This is a genomic window from Myceligenerans salitolerans, from assembly GCF_017349295.1.
In the GTDB taxonomy this organism is placed as follows: Bacteria; Actinomycetota; Actinomycetes; order Actinomycetales; family Cellulomonadaceae; genus Myceligenerans; species Myceligenerans salitolerans.
This window is the reverse complement of record NZ_JAFMPK010000028.1, coordinates 15,480-30,678: the sequence shown is the minus strand read 5'-3', so window position 1 is coordinate 30,678 and position 15,199 is coordinate 15,480. Positions and strand designations below refer to the sequence as shown.

Sequence of the window (15,199 nt, the reverse complement as noted above, 5' to 3'; positions counted from 1 at the left end):
ACAGAGAACAACCGACGTGGCGCGCGCCCCCCGGAGTGCGCCGCGTTCCCCACACGGCCCGAGGGCGGGCCACGCGGGTGCCTGGGCGCCCGCGACATGAGCAGGAGGATCAATGGAACAGCAGGTACTCGGACGGTCGGGCCGCCTCGTGTCGGTCGTTGGCCTGGGCACCTGGCAGCTCGGGGCCGACTGGGGCGACGTCTCCGAGACGGACGCCCGTGACGCCCTGGAAGCCTCCCTCGAGGCGGGTGTGACGTTCTACGACACGGCCGACGTGTACGGCGACGGGCGCAGCGAGCAGATGATCGGCGCCTTCCTGAAGGACCACGCGGACGCCGGCATCACCGTGGCGACCAAGATGGGACGCCGGACGGACCAGGTGCCGGAGAACTACGTGCTCGCCAACTTCCGCGAGTGGGCGGACCGCTCCCGCAGGAACCTCGGCGTGGAACGGCTCGACCTCGTCCAGCTCCACTGCCCGCCCACGGCCGTGTACTCCACCGACGAGGTGTACGACGCGCTCGACACCCTCGTGGAGGAGGGCGTCATGGCCAACTACGGCGTGAGCGTCGAGACCACGGCAGAGGCGCTCACCGCGATCTCGCGCCCCGGTGTCGCCACCGTGCAGATCATCCTGAACGCCTTCCGGCTCAAGCCGCTGGACGAGGTCCTGCCCGCGGCGTCCGAGGCGGGCGTCGGCATCATCGCCCGCGTGCCGCTGGCATCGGGCCTGCTGTCCGGCAAGTACTCCGCGGACACCACCTTCGCCGAGAACGACCACCGCAACTTCAACCGTGAGGGCGGCGCCTTCGACGTGGGGGAAACGTTCTCTGGCGTGCCCTACGAGGTGGGCCTGGAAGCAGCCGGCCGGTTCACCGAGCTGACGGCCACGTGCTTCGACGGCAGCCTCACCCCGGCCCAGGCCGCGATCGCCTGGGTGTGGCAGCGGCCGGGCGTGTCCACGGTGATCCCGGGCGCGCGCAACGCCGACCAGGCACGCGCGAACGCCGCGGCGGGCGACGCGACGACCCTCGGCCCCCTCTTCACGTCCGGAGTGCGAGAGATCTACGAGGAACTCATCAAGGAGCACGTCGCCGACAAATGGTGACCCGCGAGACCTCCTGGTGAGGCGAGCGGCGTCACCCGCCTCACCAGGGGTTTGGACCGTGGGAACCGCCGGGCGTGGTCAGGCCCGGACGACGGCCGTCGTGCCGGAGACCGTGTTCGTCGACAGATAGCAGGTGGCACCGGCTTCCGGGTGGTCGACGACGACCGTGCGCTGGGCCGTGGAGGTGAGCGGCTCGCCGTCGAGCGTAACCTTGCCGGTGACGCTGCGCGCCCGGAGGTTCACCGGGGTGCCGGCATCCAGCCTGATCGTCACGGCACCGGCCACCGTCTTCGCGGAGACCAGCGGCGTGGTGCCCGACGACGCCACGTCCACCGGACCCGACACGCCGTTCACCGTCACCCGGCCGAGACCGCCGGAGACGGTCGCGGGACCGGACGCCTGGTTCACGGTGACGTCTCCCGTGTGCTCGCTCACGACGATGGCTCCGGACACCGATTTCACGGACAGCGGCCCCGACGTCCCCGTCACGGCGACCGCACCGGTGACGCTCCTGACGTTCACCCGTGCCCGGCTGCCGGTCACGCTCGCCTCCGCGCCGACGGTCGCGACGTCGACCTCCGCTGCCGCCGGCACGGTGATCCGCACGACGGCGGTGTCCTGGTCACGCAGACCGCGGAAACGGTCCACGAATCCCTCGATCCCCGGGAAGTCGTAGGCGACGCGGAGGGTTCCGTGCTCGGCGAGGACCTGCAACGGCCGGGAGGAGACCTCCAGCACCTCGATGGTCGCGCCGGACGCCCGGTCGGCGTCGGCGACGATCTCCGCCCGGCCGTTGGTCAGGCGGACGGTCAGGGAAGTGGTGTCGGCGACCTCGATGGTCTGCGGGGCGGCGACGCTCCAGGACTCGGTGGTCATGGTCATGCTCCGTTCGTTCGGCTGCGGGTCGTGGCGGGATCGTCGGTCGGTGTGCTGGTCGGGGGCTGGTCGGTCGGTGGCGCGGGGCGCCCTCGGGTCATTCTGGTCGATTTCGGGCCAGAGGGCAGAGTGGCCGCCACAGCGGCCCGTGCGCCGTCGAGGACGGTACGCAGCGTCTGGACCGTGACAGGGCTCACGGCACCGGCGGCATCGGCCTCCCGCAGGTCCGCGAGCACCTCGCGACGGAACTGCTGCAGGGCCGCCTCCGCCTCGTGCCGGAGCGCGTTGGACGTCGCCCGTCCCTGGTCCGGGGCCGCGTGCGGCGCGGCGCGTGGCCGCGCCCGCACCTCGGCGGCGGCCGCCGCGAGCTCCGCCCGCACCCCACGCATCGCCTCCTGGATGTCGGCGCGGAGTTCGTCGGCCCGGGACCGCACGGTCTCGGCCACCGAGGACTCGAGGCGGACGACGTCGGACCAGCGGGCCTCCACCTCGGCGCGGCCCGCCGGTGTCAGCTCGTACGGCGCCTTGCGGCCGGCGGCCTCGCCCGCCGGGACACGACGGACGAGTCCCTCCTCCTCCAGCCGCGCGAGGCGCGGGTAGATCGTTCCCGCGCTCGGCTTGTACGTCCCGCCGAAGCGGTCCGCGAGCTCGGTCATGAGCTCGTAGCCGTGCCGGGCGCCCTCGACGAGCAGTGCCAGGAGGTACAGGCGCAGCTCGCCGTGGGCGAAGACGGGAGGCATCAGACGATCCAGGAAACGCCCGGCACGGCGCCGGACGCCCCGGCACCGTGCACGCCGGGACCTTCCGGCCCCGGAGCGTCGTCGGGCACATGCCGGGACGCGCCGAGGACGGTGACGTCCCCCGAGACCGTGGAGACCCGCAGGTGGGTGCGCTCGGCACGAGCCGGGCGGACGACGGCCCCGCCGCGCCCGCCGACCTGCATGCCGCCGACCGTGACGCGCCCGCTGATCGCCGACGCGTGCGCCTCGACCCCGGCCGCGTCCGGGAGGCGCACCAGCAGGTCGCCGGAGACCGAATTCGTCTTGATCCAGTCGGGCTGGGTGGTCAGATCCATGGTCACGTCACCGGACACGGTGCTCGAGGTGACGTGCTCCACGGCACCGCTCAGCACGACGTCGCCCGAGACGGTGGTACTGGTGATCGGGCCCTCGTGGTCGCGGACGGTCGCTTCCCCCGACACGTTGGTCAGCGTCAGCGGCCCGCTGGTGCGCGACACGAGCAGGCTGCCCGACGCCGTGGAGATCTTGGCCTCGCCCTCGGTGCCGGACACCAGCGCCTCCGCGCGGACCGTGCCGATCCTCGTGTCGACGCGGGCGGGGACGGCGATGTGGATGTCGGCGCGGGCGCTGCCTCCGAAATCCGTCCACCTCTTGAGGAAGCCGGCCAGGCCGCCCGACGTGTTCGGCTCGTGCCCGACGACGAGCTGCCCGTCGCGGAACGTCACCTCGATGGCGCGGCCGTCGACGGAGTACACCTCCACGCGGGTGACGGCGTCCTCGCGCGCGACGACGTCCAGCCGCCCGTCGACGAGATGTGCGTGCACCGCGGTGACCCCGCCCAGCTCGATGGTCTGCGGACCTGTGACGGTCCAGCTCTGCTCGGTCATACCTGCCTCCTGACGCTTCCGGGACTTCGACGGGTCGTGCGTCCCGGCCACCGTCCGGTCGGAACACGATATATCGCGTTGTTGCCACTCACGATATATCGCGTTCGCGCGGCGGGCAAGGGCCCTGTCGTGGGATCATGGGGCGAGTCAATCCGCCTTCCGTCAGGAGACAGCTATGAGCAAGCGTGGCCGCAAGCGCAAGGACCGCAAGAAGAAGTCCGCCAACCACGGCAAGCGCCCCAACGGCGGCTGAGCCGCCGAGCGGACGGCCGACGCGCGGGGCGTTCCCTCCCCGGGCCGAGGCACGCGCCGGAAAGGCCCGAAACCTACCGGCGCGAGACACGAGAGGGCCGGAACCCGAGGTTCCGGCCCTTCGTCATGTGCGCGCTCGTGGTGCCTGCGGGGTCAGAGCGCTCCGCCGGCCGCCTCCGGCGCGTCAGGGGACGCGCCGGCGTCGCCGATGGTCTCGCGCGCCACGAAGTTCTCCAGGTCGAACAGGTTGTCCTCGGCCCGCTGGGCGACGGTGAGCAGTGTGTTCGCGCTGGCGACCTCCTCGACCTGCTCCTTGAGGAACCAGAGCAGGAACTGTTCGCCGAGCATGTCGGCCTCGGCCCGCGCGGCGCGGAAGATCTCCTCGATCTGCGTCGTGACCTGTCGTTCCTGGTCGAGCGCGAGCTGTAGTGGTTCGGTGACGTCGGCGAAGTCGTTGCGCACGGCACCGGTGCCCGGGATCGTGACCGGCACGTCGCGGTCCAGGTGGTACTGCACGATCATCATGGCGTGGTTCCGCTCCTCGACCGCCTGCCGGTAGAAGTGGGCGGCGAGCTGCGGAAGGTCGTGTCCGTCGAACCAGACGGCGATGGCGATGTACTGCTGGTGCGCGGAGAGCTCGTGGCCGATCTGCTCGCCGAGCAGCCGCCAGAACTCCGAGTTCTGCGGGGCGTCGGTGGTGGAAGTCATGGTCCCAACGTATCCCGGTGGGAATGGATGAGCCCGGGTGGTCGTTCCTGCAGTCGTGATCTCGTGTCCCACCGCACCGAATGCGCCTGTCGCGGTGTCCGACGTCGTCGGCCCGCCTCGCCCCGCTCCCGGCTTCCTCGGCGCGCCCGAGCGGTCCCGGCGCGTCCTGGTGCGGCTCGACGAGACGGACGCCACAGGAAAGGATCGCGTGACCCAACTAGGCTCGACGTTGATGACGGATCACCCGCAGACAGCCATGCCCGACGAGGCATCGAACCGCACTCCCGACGGGGAGGACGACGCGGCGCGTGCGGCGCGCTTCGAACGTGACGCGCTGCAGTACCTCGACCAGCTCTACTCGGCCGCGTTGCGTATGACCCGCAACCCCGCCGACGCGGAGGACCTGGTGCAGGAGACGTTCGCCAAGGCGTTCGCGGCGTTCCATCAGTACCGCCCGGGGACCAACCTCAAGGCCTGGTTGTACCGGATCCTGACGAACACGTTCATCAACAGCTACCGCAAGAAGCAGCGGCAGCCACAGCAGTCGCAGGCGGAGGAGATCGAGGACTGGCAGATCGCTCGTGCCGCCTCGCACACCTCGCAGGGGCTGCGCTCGGCGGAGGTCGAGGCGCTGGACCGCCTGCCGGACAGCGACGTGAAGCGTGCCCTCGCCGAGCTGCCGGAGGACCGGCGCATGGTCGTGTACTACGCCGACGTGGAGGGCTTCCCCTACAAGGAGATCGCGGAGATCATGGGAACACCGATCGGCACGGTGATGTCGCGGCTGCACCGTGGCCGCCGGCAGTTGCGTGAGCTCCTCGCCGACTACGCGGTGGAACGTGGACTCGTGAAGACAGAGGCACCCGGAGGCGCGAAGTGAAGGACCAAGAGCGGGGCGACCAACCGGTCGTGGAACCGATCCCGCACGACACCCCCGGCTCCGAGTGCGAGCACGCCCTCCAGCATCTGTACGAGTACCTGGATTCGGAGATGATGCCCGAGGACGAGCAGCGGATGCGCGCGCACGTCGCGCACTGCTCGCCGTGCCTGGCGGAACTGAGCGTCGAGGATCTGGTCAAGCAGCTCGTGAAGCGGTCCTGCGCGGAGCGGGCACCGGAGACCCTCCGGCTGAGGATCCACGAGCAGATCCGGATCGAGACGCGCTGAGCGCCGACGGCGACCGAGGCACGACACACGACACACGACACACCGTCGGCCGCCTGGCGTGGACGGAACGGCCGACCTTTGACAGGGTGGACCGCATGGTGCTGCGACACATCGCTCGACCCCTGCTGGCTTCCTGGTTCGTCGCGTCGGGCGTTCAGGCGGCGCGCAAGCCCGCCGAGCACGTCCAGGCGGCGAGACAGGGCTCCGGTCTCGTGACGACGGCGCTCGGCGCCGAACCGCTGAGCGAGAAGCAGGTGACAACCCTCGTGCGGGCGCACGGCGTGGCTGTCGCGGCCGCGGGCGGGATGCTCGCGCTCGGCAAGGCACCGCGCACGGCGGCGGTCGCGCTCGCCCTCCTGACCGTGCCGCTCGCGGTCGTGAACCAGCCGTTCGGCTCGTCCGACGGCGACCGTGAGGCGCGCGCCCAACGCTTCGTGGGCAACCTCGGCGCCATCGGCGCCGCCCTGATCGCGGGGGCCGACACCGAGGGGCGTCCGAGTCTGGGCTGGCGGGTGCAGCAGGCCCGTGCCGCCCGCGCGACCGCCCGGGCGGCGAAGGCAGCCGCGAAGGAAGGCTGACCCGGTCCACGCGGCCGCGCTCAGCCCTCCCTGGGCACCGTGCCGGTACGGCTGGCCAGGAGCCGGCGGAACGAGGCGAGCCTCAGGGCACGCGTCGCGCGGGTCTCGTCGTCGGACGCGGCCACCACCCAGTCGTCCAGGGCGCAGTCCGGGGCGTCCGCCTGGTGGGTGCAGCCGCGCGGGCATTCGGACGCGGCCTCGTCGAGGTCGTCGAACGCGTGCAGCAGGTGCCCGACCTCGACGTGCGCCAGCCCGAAGGACCGCACGCCCGGGGTGTCGATCACCCAGCCGTCGTGGTCGACGTCCGCACCGTCGGCGTCCGGCCCGGTCGGCAGCGCGAGAGCCACGGCCGACGTCGAGGTGTGCCGGCCGCGGCCCGTCACGTCGTTAACGCCTCCGGTGGCACGCCCCGCCGTGGGGACAAGAGCGTTGATCAGCGTCGACTTGCCCACGCCCGAGTGGCCGACCAGCACGGAGATCCGCCCGCGGAGCAGTCCCCGCACTTCCTCGACGGATGCCGGGTCCAGCGGGAGCCGCTCCTCCGCCCGCCCGCGCGCGGGGGCGGTCTCGCCACCGTCCCTCGCCGCCCGGGTGACCACCACCTGCACGCCCAGCGGTTCGTACAGGCCGCGTAGTTCGTCCGGCGAGGCCAGGTCCGCCTTGGTGAGGCAGAGCAGCACGTCCATCCCCGCGTCGTAGGCGGCGACCACGCAACGGTCGATCATCCCGGTCCGCGGCGGCGGGTCCGCCAGCGCGGTGACGATCACGAGCCGGTCGGCGTTCGCGACGACGATGCGCTCGTAGGGGTCGTCGTCGTCCGCGGTGCGGCGCAGCACCGAGCTGCGCTCGGCGATCCGCACGATACGCGCCAGCGTTCCGTCCTCACCGGTGACATCGCCGACGACGTCGACCTGGTCGCCCACGACCACCCGTGTGCGCACGAGCTCGCGCGCCTTCATCGCCAGCACGGTCGTCCCGGAGGACGACGGGACCGCCCCCGAGCCCTCGCCGTCCGCGACCTGGGCACCACGACCGTCGTCGGGCGTCTCGCCGTCCGGTACGAGGAGCGTGTACCGGCCGCGGTCCACTCCCGTGACCATGGCCGTGACGGCGTCCTCGTGACTCGGCCGGAGCTTGGTGCGGGGCCGCGAGCCGCGCTTGGACGGCCGGGACCGGAACTCCGACTCGTCACGCGCACCGCGGCGGGCCATCAGCGCCGGGCTCCCGTCATGCGTCCGCTCCGAGCATGCCCTGCCACATGGCGGGGAACTCCGGCATCGTCTTGCCCGTCGTGGCGATGTCCTCCACCTCGACGCCGGGCACACGCAGCCCGATCAGGGCGCCCGACGTGGCCATACGGTGGTCCTCGTAGGTGTGGAACGTCCCGGCCTGGAGGGGGCGCGGCGTGATGACCAGGCCGTCACGGGTCTCCTCCGCCTGACCGCCCAGACGAGTGATCTCACGGGCCAGGGCAGCGAGCCGGTCCGTCTCGTGCCCCCGCAGGTGCGCGATACCGCGCAGGCGCGTGGGCGAGTCCGCCAGCGCCGCCAGCACGGCGAACGTCGGCGCGAGCTCGCCCGCGGCGCGCAGGTCGAGGTCGATGCCGTGCACCTCGCCCGTGCCGGTCACCGAGAGGACGTCGCCGGAGATCTCCGCACGTCCGCCCATGCGAGTGAGGAGGTCGGGCAGCAGGGCGCCGGGCTGGGTGGTCTCGGCCGGCCAGCCCGGAACGCGCACGGTGCCGCCCGCGACCAGGGCGGCGGCAAGGAACGGGGCGGCGTTGGACAGGTCGGGCTCGACGCGCACGTCGCGGGCCGTGATCGGTCCGGGCTCGACACGCCACATCCCGTCGCGGGTGTCGTCGACCGTGACCCCGACGTCGCGGAGAGTGGCGACGGTCATCTCGATGTGCGGCAGGCTCGGCAGCGTGGTGCCGATGTGGCGCAGGGTCAGGCCCTGCTCGTACCGCGGTGCCGCGAGGAGCAGGCCCGACACGAACTGTGAGGACGCCGACGCGTCGACGTCCACCGAGCCGCCTCGGACGGAGCCGGTTCCGGTGATCGTGAACGGGAGGTGCTGCGGGATCCCGCCGTCGGGCCCGGCCACGGTGACGCCCAGGGCGTGCAGGGCGGTGAGGACAGGGCCCATGGGGCGGACGCGCGCGGCGGGATCGCCGTCGAAGCGGACCGGCCCCGCGGCGAGGGCCGCCACGGACGGCAGGAAGCGCATCACGGTGCCGGCGAGACCGCAGTCGATCTCGGCGCCGGGCACAGGGGTTCGTCCGGGAGTCACACGGAGGGTACCGGGGTCGCCACCCTCGACGACGTCCGCACCGAGGGCGCGCAGGCCGCCGATCATGAGGTCGGCGTCGCGGCTGCGCAGCGCGCCGCGCAGCGTGCCGGGGCCGTCGGCGAGCGCGGCGAGGACCAGCAGGCGGTTCGTCAGGGACTTGCTGCCCGGCACCTCGACGGTCGCGTCCAGTGGTCCGACGGCGGTCGGGGCGGCCCAGGTCGGTGCGGTGGGGGCATCGGTCATGCCCCGAGGTTATCGGAGGCGGTCAGCGCGGGCCGGATCGTTCCGCTCGGTCGATGACGTCGGCTGCGCAGGCCCGGGAACACCCGCGAGTCCGCGCGGCGCGGCATCTCGGCGTGGAATACGGATTTAGCGCTACGGTGGCGGGCGTGGCCGCCGTGACCAAGACCAGCTATGACGATGACCTGCGCCTTGCCCACGTCATCGCCGACCAGGTGGATGCGCACACCATGTCGCGCTTTCGCTCCCTCGACCTGCACGTCGAGACCAAACCGGACAACACGCCGGTCTCCGACGCCGACCGGGCCGCCGAGGAGATGATCCGGGCGCAGCTGCAGCGGGCTCGCACCCGGGACGCCATCGTCGGCGAGGAGTACGGAGCGGCGGGCAGCGGCGCACGCCGCTGGATCGTCGACCCGATCGACGGCACGAAGAACTTCGTGCGCGGCGTCCCCGTGTGGGCGACGCTCATCGCATTGGCCGACGGAGAGGACGTCGTCGTGGGCCTGGTGAGCGCGCCCGCTCTCGGGCGCCGGTGGTGGGCGGCACGAGGGTCCGGCGCGTGGACGGGCAAGGGCCTGCACGCGGCGACCCGGATGAGCGTGTCGGGCGTGCGCGCGCTGAGCGACGCCTCGCTCAGCTTCGCATCGCTCACCGGCTGGGAGCAGCGGAACAAGCTGGACGCGTTCCTCGACCTGACCCGCCGCTGCTACCGCACCCGCGGCTACGGCGACTTCTGGTCGTACATGCTGGTGGCGGAGGGCGCCGTGGACATCGCACCGGAGCCGGAGCTGGAGGTGTACGACATGGCGGCGCTCGTGCCGATCGTCGAGGAGGCGGGCGGCCGGTTCACGTCGCTTGACGGGAAGCGAGGGCCGTGGGGACACAACGGTCTCGCGACGAACGGCCTGTTGCACGACGAGGTGCTCGGCCTGCTGGGGTGAGTCCGCCCCACCGAGCAGGCACACTCTTCCCATGCGCATCTACGTGCCTGCCACCCTCGACGAGCTCGACGCCGTGGAGCCCGGCGGCGCCTCGGCCCGCTGGTCACCGACACCACGCCTCGTGCACGGCGTCACGAGTGGGCTCGTCGCCGAGCTCCCCGACGAGGACGCCGAGGGCTTGGAGTACGCGGCATTCCTGGACGCCGCCGCGGCGTCGCTCGGGCTGCTGGCCTCGCGACCCGACGCGCCCCCGCTCCGGGCCGTGGTGACCCTGGAGGTGCCCGACGACCTCCTCGGGCCCACCGAGGATGCGGATGCCGGCGCCTCCGCCCTCCGCCTGGCGGGTTCCGTCCCCGAGGTGCCCATCGTGTGCGTGCACGCCGACGAACCAGGCGCCGCCGTGGACGTGGCGGCCGTCCGGTCCGCCGCCGAGGCCGACGACGACGACGCGCTCGCCGACGCCGTGCAGAGCGTCACCGATCGCGATCTGCTCTGGTACGACTGGTCGGAGGTGGGCACCATCCCCCGGTGACGACCGCGCCGGAGGACTTCCCAGTGATCGCTCGGACCGGCGGGGCGGCGCCACCGGGCGGCGGAGTCACTGGCAGGGCGGTGCCACCGGACGGCGGAGTCACCGGACGGCGGAGTCACCGGACGGCGGAGTCACCGGACGGCGGAGTTCCCGGGTGGGTAGTGCCGACGGGTCCCTACGCACGGCTCGACCCGGTCACGCCGACCCACGGGGATCGGTCGGCATGCGGCGTGGTGCGGACATGAACGAGCTGCCGCACCTGCTCCGCGAGATGCCCGAACGCCGCTCGGGCGGGTGATCCCGGCGCGCACTCGAAGAGAGCCCGGCCGCTCAGGAGGCCTGCGTCCAGGCCGGCGGGGTCATCGGGGACCAGGTGAGCGTCGACCCCGGCGAACCTGGTCAGCGCGGATCGCACCGAGCTGCGCGGGTTGGCCCCGACCGCAGCGGCGCGGAGCCGGTTCACCACGACGAGCCGGTCCGGCGTGACCGGGTGGGGAACGGCCGCCAGGTCGTCGAGTCCACGAACGAGACGCTGCAGGCCGATCGGGTCCCCGCTGCCCACGACGACCACGACGTCGGCAGCGGCGAGAGCACCGAGGGTGGCTGCGTTGCGCTGCGGCGCACGCGTGTCGTACGAGAGGACCTCGTCCGTCTCCAGGATCGGCCCGGTGTCGATCACGGTCCAGTCCGCCAGGTCGCGAAGGCACTCCCACACCGCGTCGAGCCCTGCGCCGGACAGCTCCGCCCAGCGTCCGGGACGTCCGATCCCGCCGAGAACGCGAACGCCCGGGAGAGCCACGGGAGCGTGACGGGCGAGCGTCTCGACGTCGAGTGGTCCCGTACCGACCGCGCGAACCGCACCGGCCAGTCCCGACGAGTCGTCGAGCATCCCGAGGCGGGGCGCGACGCAGGGCCCGTACGTGTCGGCGTCGGCGAGCACCACCTGCTCCCGGGCGCCACCGCGCGGCGTGCGGAGCCCGTCGCCTCGGCCGGGCCCACGGCGGCCGGCTCGCCCGAACAGGCCGCGCCGTCCTGGAAGGGCGCTCCGGCCCACTCCCCCGGGCCGGGCCGTGACCGGCGGGCCGGCGGCCAGCGCGACGGCCAGCTCGATGGCGGTCGTGGTCCGCCCGGGCGCTCCGACCGGACCCCAGACCGCGACGATCCTCCCCTTCCCCGCCCCGGCCGAGCTCGCGGCCTTGCCCCGCGCGGCCGCGGGTGACAGGGCGGTCTCGTCGCGGACGACGGACACGAGATCCTCCACCGAGCGCGCCACGCCGTCGACGCCGATCGCCGCAAGCCTGTCGGTACTGGGTTCGGGAGCCTCGTCGAGGGCGATCACGCGCACGCCGGCCTCGTGCATCCGCGCCACCGCGTCCCGCCCGAGACCGGGGAGCGTCGCCGAGACGACCGCGGCTCTACCCGATCCCGCCTCGGCCGAGGCGAGCAGCTCCGGCAGATCGGCGCAGCGGCGCGTCACCGTGGTTCCCGTGCCGGACGTACCGAGGCTCCGCACGACGTCCGCCTCCGCCGGCCCCAGCACCGCGCACAGTACCGGGACGACGCTCGGACCGGTCACCGGACCGCACCCCCGACCGGCACGACGGCGAGTCTCCCCGGCTCGACGAGTGCCGCGAGCACCCGCGGCAGTGTGTCTTCCTCCACCAGGACGTGCAGCGTCGAGGAACCGGCCACCACGAGTGCCCCGTCGGCCACCTCGACCTGTTCGACGACGACGCCCTCGGCGAGTGCCTGGGGCCGTGCGCCGGCACCGTCCCGCGGCGCCTCCTGCGAACCCCCGGGGACCACCCCGGGCGCGCCGTCGGGCACGAACCAGAGGTCGGCGACGGCGCCCGGCCTGATCCGCTCGGACACCCCGCCCGAGATCGGCAGCGCCACCGAGCGCATCGTGCTGCCGTCCCCGAGACCTGACCGTGGGACGAGTTCACCGTCGGCCACCACGCGCTGCGCGACGAGCCCGGACGGCAGGTCCTCGTCCGCGCGAAGATACCGGTCCGACCCTGAGGTCAGCCGGACATCGACGACGCGGAGCGCATCCCTCGTCACGGGCTCGCCGGGTGTCAGCGCGCCGTCGGCGACGAACAGGGGTACTGTGCGGCCCGCGGACGCGACCAGCCAGGAGCCGAGAGCGACGGAGACCGCGACGAGCACGATCCCCGCCAGCAACCGTGGATCTCGCCAGCCGGGCGGACGCAGCCTGACGGCGACTCGGCTCTCTCTCGGTACAGCTGGTGCGTCGATCATGTAGTCCCTCTCGATGTACGGGTCCCCGGCGGTGAACGTCCCCCAGACATGGTGAGCGAACCTTTGGGATCTGGCATCCGATGAACTCTTCCTGTGGATAACTGTGAATTTCCGCGCTCCTGTCCGGGACCTGTGCCATAGTGGTGTCATGGATAAGCGGTTTCTCTCTCTGGCTGACGTCGTCGAGACCTTGAACATCTCCATGGCGCAGGGCTACGCACTCGTCCGCACGGGTGATCTGCCCGCGATCCAGGTGGGTCCGAAGAAGGTCTGGCGCATCGAGGCGGCCGAGCTCGAGTCCTACATCGAGCGGCAGTACGCCAAGAGCCGTGAGCGCCTCAAGGCCGGTGAGGGCTGAGCTTCAGCCGACATCAGGAACACCGCGAGGCGGCCCATCCCATCGGGATGAGCCGCCTCCCGTCGTACGGGCGGGCTCCCGGAACCTCAGGGCCCCATGCCGGGTGGCGCATCGCTCACGCAGAGAAGCGCGGCGAACGGGACCACCCGCTGCTCACGGTGGCGACCGTCCAGAACGTCGAGATCGAGATGGTCGGCGCCGACCCGGGCGATACGCCCCCGGTACACCTGCCCACGCGTCCGGACCAGCAGTGTCCGGCGATCACGCTGCAGGTCGCGCAGCAGAGTCGTCATCGCGATCTCTCTACGGGGTGCGGGAACCGACCCCGCTCCCAGGCCCGAGACACCGTCGATGGCCGCCAGGGGAACCAGGTGGCGTTCGGGGCTCCGGGCCGCCGCCTCCAGGAGAAGCCACGTCCCGGCCGCGTCACCGACCACACCGCGCACCGGCTCGCCGTCCGGGAGATCGACTGCCACCGCCACGCCGATCGCGGCCCTCAGGCGGCTCGCCAGCCCGGTCGCCGCGTGTTCCGCACGGGTCAGCTCGGCGACCACGGCATCCGTCTCGGCAGCCTCCTGCGCCTCGGCGAGGGCGTCGAGGTCTGCGGCCAGGTTCGACCAGCGCGTATCTGATGCGTCCACACAACCACTCTCCGTCATCCACAGCCTCCCCGGCCACCGGTGGACGCCAGAACCGCCCTGCTGTTGAATACCAGCATCAAAACACACTTAGAGCGTCCTCATATACTGTTTGATGCATGCTCTGGGCGACAGGGGGTACTTCATGGCTTTGACAGGAGACGGTGCACGGTCAGGACCGGGCACGAGCCCGATCGCGCTGGCGGCGATCGCGCTCGGAGCGATGGCCGCCGCGACAGCGTTGGCGGCTCGCGCCTCACAGGTGTGGCAGGAGGGCGTGGCCACGATCGACCAGGGGGTCGAGCTGGTGGTCGAGGCCGGGGCGACGGTCTGCGCCGGGTGGATCGCGTTCGGAGCCGTCGTCGGTCTGCTGCTCACGGTCGTTCGCCGGGCCGGGCGGGACTGGCGCGCGGGACGGATCTTCCTCTCCCGCTGCGCGCCACGTCTCGTGCGTCGGCTGGCCGGCGTGGTCGCGACGGCCGGCGTGGGGATCGGTCTCACCGCGCCGGCGGCGTTCGCGACGACGGGTCCCGGACCCGAGACGGACCCGGTAGCCGCGCGGCCGGACGTGGTACTCGATCTCGGCTGGCACCCGACGTCGGAGGACGGGCTCGTCGGGGGCGACATCGCCGCGCCTGCGGCCCGTCTCGCAGGACCGGGTGCGCTCGCCCCGGGCTTCCGCGACACGGACGCGGGCAGCTCCGGCATCCCGGACCCGGAGCGCGTGCCCCATGTCGACCGCAAGCTGCGCGACGGCGGCCCACGCGAGCACGACGTGCCGGTGATCGTGCGCCACGGCGACACCCTGTGGTCCATCGCCGCCGGTCACCTCGAGCCGGACGACCCGGTGCCGGGCACCGAGCCACCCGACGCCGCCCGCATCGCCGACGAGGTCGACGCGTGGCACACCGTGAACCGCGACGCGATCGGCTCCGATCCGGACCTCATCAGGCCGGGAACGGTGCTCCATGCCCCCGACACGTCACCCGTCGGAGCCACGCCGTGACCGCCGTGGCCGAGCCGCCGAGGCCGGTACGCACGCGCGCCGTACCGCGGCCTCGACCTCCCGTCGAACCTGCCGCACCGGAACCACGTCGCAGCCTGCGCAAGGTACAGCTCGGTGGCTCCGACCCGAGCGTCGCTCGCGCCACCGAGCTGCTGAGTCAGATCGACGACAACCGGACACCGGAACCCCAGCCCGAGTTGCCCGACCCCACGGCGCTCGTCTGCCGTGTCGCACGCGCCGCGATCGAGGTCCTGCGCGGAGAACGTCCCGCCAACCAACTCGCCCGATGGACCTCGGCGCAGGTCTACGACCAGCTCGTGGCACGGGAACGCCTGTTGAGCGGCACCCGGTCACGACGTCCCCGGTCCGCCTCGCCCCGGGTCGGTGTCCGGCGGGTACGCCTCGTCCGGCTCGGCGCCGCGTCCGCCGAGGCCACGGTCGTGCTGCACGACGGCGAGCGGGTACGCGCCGCGGCGGTCCGGCTGGAAGGCAGACGCGGCACGTGGAAGGTGACCTGCCTGGAACTGGGCTGAGGCAGATCAGGTTGAACCGTCGAGCCCCGTCACCCGTAGTCAAGGACGAGGGCCGGTATGGGGCCGGCCCAGGAGCGA

Annotated in this window: 19 protein-coding genes; 10 read left to right on the top strand and 9 right to left on the bottom strand. The window is 72.5% G+C overall.

The genetic code is table 11. From position 1 onward, the window contains the following. Positions 1-112 precede the first annotated feature (112 nt). A complete protein-coding gene (locus J0911_RS07360; RefSeq protein WP_207274808.1) occupies positions 113-1,108 on the top strand; it encodes an aldo/keto reductase in 996 nt (331 codons plus the stop codon). A gap of 78 nt (positions 1,109-1,186) precedes the next feature. Here the strand turns inward: J0911_RS07360 and J0911_RS07355 are convergent, their stop codons facing one another. The 3 genes from J0911_RS07355 to J0911_RS07345 are packed head-to-tail and all read right to left on the bottom strand — an operon-like array spanning position 1,187 to position 3,611. Beyond that, entirely contained in the window at positions 1,187-1,990 is an 804-nt protein-coding gene (locus J0911_RS07355) for a DUF4097 family beta strand repeat-containing protein (RefSeq protein WP_207274807.1), read from the bottom strand. Then, positions 1,987-2,724 carry a PadR family transcriptional regulator gene (locus J0911_RS07350; protein WP_207274806.1) on the bottom strand — a complete coding sequence of 246 codons (738 nt, stop codon included), beginning with the start codon at positions 2,722-2,724 and terminating at the stop codon, positions 1,987-1,989. Before J0911_RS07350 ends, J0911_RS07355 begins: the two co-directional genes overlap by 4 nt. Beyond that, the gene (locus J0911_RS07345) at positions 2,724-3,611 is read right to left on the bottom strand and encodes a DUF4097 family beta strand repeat-containing protein (protein ID WP_207274805.1); all 888 of its coding nucleotides are present in this window, start codon (positions 3,609-3,611) and stop codon (positions 2,724-2,726) included. The genes J0911_RS07350 and J0911_RS07345 overlap by 1 nt, the downstream gene beginning before the upstream one ends. Before the next feature lie 175 nt (positions 3,612-3,786). Between J0911_RS07345 and J0911_RS21275 the strand changes: the two genes are divergently transcribed. Further along, complete coding sequence (locus J0911_RS21275; protein WP_372433060.1) at positions 3,787-3,864, top strand: 50S ribosomal protein bL37; 78 nt, start codon at positions 3,787-3,789, stop codon at positions 3,862-3,864. A 152-nt stretch (positions 3,865-4,016) separates the two neighbouring features. On the opposite strand, the gene J0911_RS07340 is transcribed toward J0911_RS21275, so the two are convergent. After that, on the bottom strand, positions 4,017-4,571 hold the full coding sequence (locus J0911_RS07340) for a ferritin (protein WP_207274804.1): 555 nt from the start codon (positions 4,569-4,571) through the stop codon (positions 4,017-4,019). Positions 4,572-4,737: 166 nt separating this feature from the next. Here J0911_RS07340 and J0911_RS07335 point away from each other — a divergent pair, with 166 nt between their 5' ends. The 3 genes from J0911_RS07335 (at position 4,738) to J0911_RS07325 (ending at position 6,316) form a co-directional block, all read left to right on the top strand. After that, the gene (locus tag J0911_RS07335) at positions 4,738-5,451 is read left to right on the top strand and encodes a sigma-70 family RNA polymerase sigma factor (RefSeq protein ID WP_278186761.1); all 714 of its coding nucleotides are present in this window, start codon (positions 4,738-4,740) and stop codon (positions 5,449-5,451) included. 29 nt (positions 5,452-5,480) lie between these two features. Continuing rightward, positions 5,481-5,738, top strand: a complete 258-nt coding sequence (rsrA, locus tag J0911_RS07330) for a mycothiol system anti-sigma-R factor (protein WP_307864962.1) — start codon at positions 5,481-5,483, stop codon at positions 5,736-5,738. A 95-nt stretch (positions 5,739-5,833) separates the two neighbouring features. Next, positions 5,834-6,316 (top strand): DoxX family membrane protein, encoded by a 483-nt coding sequence (locus J0911_RS07325; protein ID WP_207274802.1) that lies wholly within the window; start codon positions 5,834-5,836, stop codon positions 6,314-6,316. Between the two features lie 20 nt (positions 6,317-6,336). On the opposite strand, the gene rsgA is transcribed toward J0911_RS07325, so the two are convergent. Then, on the bottom strand, positions 6,337-7,527 hold the full coding sequence (rsgA, locus tag J0911_RS07320) for a ribosome small subunit-dependent GTPase A (RefSeq protein WP_207274801.1): 1,191 nt from the start codon (positions 7,525-7,527) through the stop codon (positions 6,337-6,339). A 16-nt stretch (positions 7,528-7,543) separates the two neighbouring features. Next, positions 7,544-8,851: a 3-phosphoshikimate 1-carboxyvinyltransferase gene (aroA, locus tag J0911_RS07315; protein WP_207274800.1), complete on the bottom strand. Its 1,308-nt coding sequence runs from the start codon at positions 8,849-8,851 to the stop codon at positions 7,544-7,546. A gap of 155 nt (positions 8,852-9,006) precedes the next feature. On the opposite strand from aroA, the gene hisN reads away from it, so the two are divergent. Both hisN and J0911_RS07305 read left to right on the top strand, forming a co-directional pair. Then, entirely contained in the window at positions 9,007-9,792 is a 786-nt protein-coding gene (gene hisN, locus J0911_RS07310) for a histidinol-phosphatase (protein ID WP_307864974.1), read from the top strand. Positions 9,793-9,823: 31 nt separating this feature from the next. Continuing rightward, a complete protein-coding gene (locus J0911_RS07305) occupies positions 9,824-10,324 on the top strand; it encodes a DUF6912 family protein (protein WP_207274798.1) in 501 nt (166 codons plus the stop codon). Positions 10,325-10,499: 175 nt separating this feature from the next. On the opposite strand, the gene J0911_RS07300 is transcribed toward J0911_RS07305, so the two are convergent. Continuing rightward, positions 10,500-11,900, bottom strand: coding sequence for a CpaE/TadZ family protein (locus tag J0911_RS07300; protein WP_207274797.1), 1,401 nt, complete (start codon positions 11,898-11,900; stop codon positions 10,500-10,502). After that, positions 11,897-12,586, bottom strand: coding sequence for a CpaB family protein (locus tag J0911_RS07295; RefSeq protein ID WP_207274796.1), 690 nt, complete (start codon positions 12,584-12,586; stop codon positions 11,897-11,899). Before J0911_RS07295 ends, J0911_RS07300 begins: the two co-directional genes overlap by 4 nt. 148 nt (positions 12,587-12,734) lie before the next feature. Here J0911_RS07295 and J0911_RS07290 point away from each other — a divergent pair, with 148 nt between their 5' ends. Continuing rightward, entirely contained in the window at positions 12,735-12,944 is a 210-nt protein-coding gene (locus tag J0911_RS07290; RefSeq protein WP_123815499.1) for a helix-turn-helix transcriptional regulator, read from the top strand. A gap of 86 nt (positions 12,945-13,030) precedes the next feature. Here the strand turns inward: J0911_RS07290 and J0911_RS07285 are convergent, their stop codons facing one another. Further along, complete coding sequence (locus tag J0911_RS07285; RefSeq protein ID WP_307864961.1) at positions 13,031-13,585, bottom strand: hypothetical protein; 555 nt, start codon at positions 13,583-13,585, stop codon at positions 13,031-13,033. A gap of 142 nt (positions 13,586-13,727) precedes the next feature. On the opposite strand from J0911_RS07285, the gene J0911_RS07280 reads away from it, so the two are divergent. Continuing rightward, positions 13,728-14,588 carry a LysM peptidoglycan-binding domain-containing protein gene (locus J0911_RS07280; protein ID WP_207274794.1) on the top strand — a complete coding sequence of 287 codons (861 nt, stop codon included), beginning with the start codon at positions 13,728-13,730 and terminating at the stop codon, positions 14,586-14,588. Continuing rightward, the gene (locus J0911_RS07275; RefSeq protein ID WP_207274793.1) at positions 14,585-15,121 is read left to right on the top strand and encodes an Rv3235 family protein; all 537 of its coding nucleotides are present in this window, start codon (positions 14,585-14,587) and stop codon (positions 15,119-15,121) included. Before J0911_RS07280 ends, J0911_RS07275 begins: the two co-directional genes overlap by 4 nt. The last annotated feature ends 78 nt before the right edge of the window (positions 15,122-15,199 follow it).